This is a genomic window from Nonomuraea zeae (assembly GCF_005889725.1).
GTDB lineage: Bacteria > Actinomycetota > Actinomycetes > Streptosporangiales > Streptosporangiaceae > Nonomuraea > Nonomuraea zeae.
This window is the reverse complement of sequence record NZ_VCKX01000505.1, coordinates 1-4,953: the sequence shown is the minus strand read 5'-3', so window position 1 is coordinate 4,953 and position 4,953 is coordinate 1. Positions and strand designations below refer to the sequence as shown.

Below are 4,953 nucleotides of genomic sequence, written 5' to 3'. Positions count from 1 at the left end.
ATAAGAGACAGGGTGGTGACCATGCGGGCGGCGTCTTGGAGGTTGAGTACGCCGGCGAGGTGGGAGGCGGTGATTTCGCCGAGTGAGTGGCCTGCGTAGTAGTCGGCGGTGATGCCGTGGTGGGCGAGGAGCCGGTGCAGGGCGATCTGGAAGGCGAAGATGGCGGGTTGGGTGTAGCGGGTGTCGTTGAGTGCGTCGGCGTCGGTGAACATGACGTCTTTGAGCGGGCGTTCGAGGTGGGCGTCCAGGACCGCGCACACCTCGTCGAGGGCTTCGGCGAAGACGGGCTGGGTGCGGTATAGGTCCGCGCCCATGCCGGCCTGCTGGCTGCCCTGCCCGGTGAACAGGAAGGCCGTCTTGCCGGGCGGCACCGCGGTCGGCTGCGGTAACGCGTCGAGCTGGTCCAGGAGCTCATCGCGGGTGGTGCCGGTCACGGTGGCGCGGTAGGGGAAGCGGGTACGGGTGGCCAGGGTGTAGCCCACGTCGGCCGGTGACAGCTCGGGGTGTGCGCGGACGTGCTCGGCCAGGCGGGCGGCCTGGTCGCGGACGGCCTGCTCGGTCTTCCCCGACAGGATCCATGGGACCGGGCCGTCGACGGGAGTCGGCTCCCGGCCGGCAGGGGGTGCCGCTTCCAGGATGACGTGCGCGTTGGTGCCGCTGATGGCGAAAGAGGAGACGGCGGACCTGCGCGGCCGGTCGCCGGCGAGCTCGGGCCAGGGGGTCGGCTCGGTGAGCAGGCTGACCGCCCCGGCCTCCCAGTCCACGTGGCGGCTGGGCGCGTCCACATGCAGCGTCTTGGGCAGCAGACCGTACCGCATGGCCTGGACCATCTTGATGACGCCGGCCAGGCCGGCGGCGGCCAGCGTGTGGCCGATGTTCGACTTGACCGACCCGAGCCAGAGCGGCGTCTCCCTGTTCTGGCCGTAGGTGGCCAGCAGGGCCTGCGCCTCTACGGGGTCGCCGAGCGTGGTGCCGGTGCCGTGCGCCTCGACGGCGTCGATGTCGGGCGGGGTGAGCTGCGCGTCGGCCAGCGCCTGCCGGATCACCCGCTGCTGGGAGGGGCCGTTCGGCGCGGTGAGCTGGCTGCTGCGGCCGTCCTGGTTGACCGCGCTGCCCCGGACGACGGCCAGGACGTCATGCCCGTTCGCCCGCGCGTCCGACAGCCGTTCGAGCAGGACCATCGCCGCGCCCTCGCCCCACGCCGTGCCGTCGGCCGCGTTCGCGAACGGCTTGCACCGGCCGTCGGGCGCGAGCCCGCGCTGGCGGCTGAACTCCAGGAACATCCCAGGCGCGGCCATGATCGTCGAGCCGCCGGCCAGCGCCAGCCCGCACTCCCCGTTGCGCAGCGCCTGCACCGCCAGGTGCAGCGCCACCAGCGAGGACGAGCAGGCCGTGTCCACCGAAACCGCGGGCCCTTCGAGTCCGAGCGTGTACGCGATCCGCCCGGAGGCCACGCTGACCGTCGTCCCCGTCAGCACGTGTCCCTGGACGTCGTCGTTGCCGGGATTGGCCAGCGAGACGTACTCCTGCGCCGAGACCCCCGCGTAAACCCCCGTCCGGCTGCCGCGCAGCGAGGTCGGGTCCAGCCCGGCCCCCTCGATCGCCTCCCACGAGGTCTCCAGCAGCAGCCGCTGCTGCGGGTCGATGGCGATGGCCTCGCGCGGGCTGATGCCGAAGAACTCCGCGTCGAACCGGTCGGCGTCGTAGACGAACCCGCCCTCACGCGCGTACGACTTCCCGAAGGCGTCGGGGTCCGGGTCGAACAGCTCGTCGAGGTTCCAGCCCCGCCCCGTGGGGAACGGGCCGATGGCGTCAACCTCGTCCACGACGAGCCGCCACAGCTCCTCAGGCGACCCGGCCCCGCCGGGGAAGCGGCAGGCCATGCCGACGATCGCGATCGGCTCGTGCCTGGCCGCCTCGGTCTCGGCCAGCAACTGCCGGGTGCGCTGCAGGTCGGCGGTCACCCGCTTGAGATAGCCGCGAAGCTTTTCCTCGTTCGACATGGAATTCTTCCCTTACTCAGGACAGGCCGAGCGCGTTGTCGATGTAGTCGAAGATCTCGTCGTCCGCCGCGGACTCGATGCTCTGCGCGTCCATGGCGTCGTTCTGGGGCTCGTTGAGCTGGAACAGCAGCTCGCGCAGCCGGCCGGCGACCTCGGGTCGCGTCCCGGCGGGCACGGCGGCCAGGCTCGACTCCAGCCGGTCCAGCTCGGCCATGATCGGCTGCGTGGCCGGGACGGCGCCGGTCGCCTGGTCGTCGGGTGCGACGACGTCCTGAAGGTGCTCGGCCAGGGCCAGCGGCGTCGGATAGTCGAAGATCAACGTGACGGGCAGTCGCACTCCCGCCGCCGCGCCCAGGTTGTTGCGCAGCTCGACCGCGGTGAGGGAGTCGAGTCCCATGTCCAGCACGCCGCGTTCGACGTCGATCGCCTCCGGGTTCCCGTGCCCGAGCACCGCGGCGATCTGCCGGCGTACCAGGTCGAGCAGCAGGTCCCGCCGCTGGTCCGCGCCGAGCCCGGCGAGCTGCTGTCGCAGCGCGCCCGACGCGGGGGCCTGCTCTCCGGTACGGCGCCCCGTACGGACCAGGTCGCGCAGCACCGGCGCGACCGTGCCGGACGCGGCCCGCTTGCGCAGGGCGGAGGTGTCCAGCCTGACGGGCGCCAGCAAGGAGCGGCCGCTGGTGAGCGCCTTGTCGAGGAGACCGAGCCCGGTCTCGGGCGATAGGGGGAGTATGCCGGTGCGGGCCAGGCGGCCGGTGTCGCCGGAGTCGAGCGTCGCCGCCATGCCGGCGTCCCACAGGCCCCAGGCCAGGGAGATGCCGCCGCGCCGGTGGGCGAGGGCGTCGAGGTAGGTGTTGGCGGCGGCGTAGTTGGCCTGCCCCGGGTTGCCGATGAGACCGGCGACGGAGGAGTACACGACGAACGCCTCCAGCTCCCCGGTCAGCTCGTGCAGGTGCCAGGCGGTGTCCACCTTGACCCGCAGCACCGAGTGCAGCTGCTCGGGGGTCAGCGCGCCGACCGTGGCGTCGTCGAGCACGCCGGCCAGGTGGAAGACGCCGGTCAGCGGCCGGTCCGCCGGGATGCCGCCGAGCAGAGCGGCCAGGGCGGCGCGGTCGGCGGTGTCGCAGGCCGCGACGGTGACCTGGGCGCCGAGCGCTTCCAGCTCCTCCGTGAGGGCGGTCACGCCGGGGGCGCCCGGGCCGCGGCGGCCGGCCAGGAGCAGGTGGCCGACGCCGTACCGGGTGACCAGGTGGCGGGCCAGATGTCCGGCCAGCTCGCCGGTGCCGCCGGCGAGGAGGACCGTGCCCTCGGGGTCGAGCGTGACCGGGACGGCGTCGGACTCGGTGACCTTGGCGAGGCGGGGGGCGAGCATCCTGTCGCCGCGGACGGCCAGCTGCGGCTCCGAAGTGACGATCGGCTCGGGCCGGTCGGCGTCCACGATGGAGAAGCGGCCAGGGTGCTCGTTCTGGGCGGTGCGGACGAGGCCCCAGACGGTGGCGGCCGGGAGGTCGGTGACAGTGTCGTCGGGGCCGGTGGCGATGGCCCCGCGGGTGAGGAAGACCATCCGGGAGTCGGCGAGGCGGTCGTCGGCGAGGAAGTCCTGGATCAGGCGCAGCGTCCGCTCGGCCAGGGCGTGGGTGACGGCGAGGTGGTCGCCGCCCTCTTCGCCGTGGACGGGGACGACGATGACCTTGGGGGCGGGGCCGGCGGACAGCAGCGTGTCCAGATCCCGATATGCCTGGGTGGCGGCGGCGGCGGTGGTGCCGGTGCCGATGATCGCCCACGAGTCCGGTGTCTCCACCGGGCGGCCGGCGTCGGCCCAGCGGGGCTCGTACAGCGGCTGCTGCCCGGCCGAGCTGGGGATCTGCTGCGCGGAGGTCCGCCGCACGACCAGGCTCTCGATGCTCACCACCGGCGCGTCCCACGGGTCGGTGAGGGTGATCTGCATGGCGTCCGGCGCGGTGTGCCGCATCCGCACCCGCAGCGCGGTGGCGCCCGGCGTGTGCAGCTCGATCCCGGTCCACGCGAACGGGAGCTGCACCTGGTCCTCGTACAGCAGGGTCATCGGGTGCAGCGCGCAGTCCAGCAGCGCAGGGTGGATGCCGAACCTGCCCGCGGTGCCGTGGTGGTCCTCGGGCAGCTCGACCTCGGCGTACATGTCGTCGCCGACCCGCCACGCGGCCTTCATGCCGCGGAACGGCGGCGCGTAGTGGTAGCCGCGCTCGCCCATCGACTCGTAGTGCGCCGCGACGTCCACCGCCACCGCGCCCTCGGGCGGCCAGACCGGCGACGGCGCGACCCTGGCGGGCTCGCGGGTGGTGAAGAAGCCGCTGGCGTGGTGGGTCCATTCGTCCTCGTCCTGCTGACGGGAGTGGACGGTGAACGCCTGCCGCCCCTCGTCGGCGGGGCTGACGGTCACGTACAGGATCCGGGCGGTCTCCTCGGGGATGGCCAGGAACGCGTGGTGGGTCAGCTCGTCGATGTGCGTCATGCCGACGTGGTGGGCGGCGTGCAGCAGGAAGTCGATGTAGGCCGTGCCGGGAAGGATCACCGTGTGGTGGACCGCGTGCTGGTCGAACCACGGGTGGTCCTTCAGCGAGATGCGGCCGGTGAAGTGGTGGCTGCCGTCGGGGAGCCGGGTCGCGGTGTGCAGCAGCGGGTGCTTCAGGTTCCGGTCGCCGGTCGGCTGGGCGAGGTGGTCGAGCCAGTACCGCTCCGGCTGGAAGGCGTAGGTGGGCAGCGGGACGGGACGCGCGCCCGGATAGAGAGTCGCGGGGTTCGCCCGGAGCTGGGCCAGCGCGGTGGCCAGGCTGATCGTCTCCGGCCTGCGCTGGGTGCGGGTGGGGATGGCGTGGCCGGCCTGGGCGGCGAGGGGGGTGAGCGCGGCGTCGGGGCCGAGCTCGACGTAGGTGGTGACGCCGCGTTCCTGGAGGGTGGTGAGGGTGTCGGCGAA

The 4,953-nt window shown here is 73.0% G+C and carries 2 protein-coding genes; both read right to left on the bottom strand.

All coding sequences use genetic code 11. From position 1 onward, the window contains the following. A partial coding sequence (locus ETD85_RS60065; RefSeq protein ID WP_138698726.1) for a type I polyketide synthase occupies nt 1-2,003 on the bottom strand: 2,003 nt, incomplete at its 3' end. Between the two features lie 16 nt (nt 2,004-2,019). Beyond that, on the bottom strand, nt 2,020-4,953 hold a 2,934-nt coding region (locus tag ETD85_RS60060; protein ID WP_138698725.1), incomplete at its 5' end, for a type I polyketide synthase.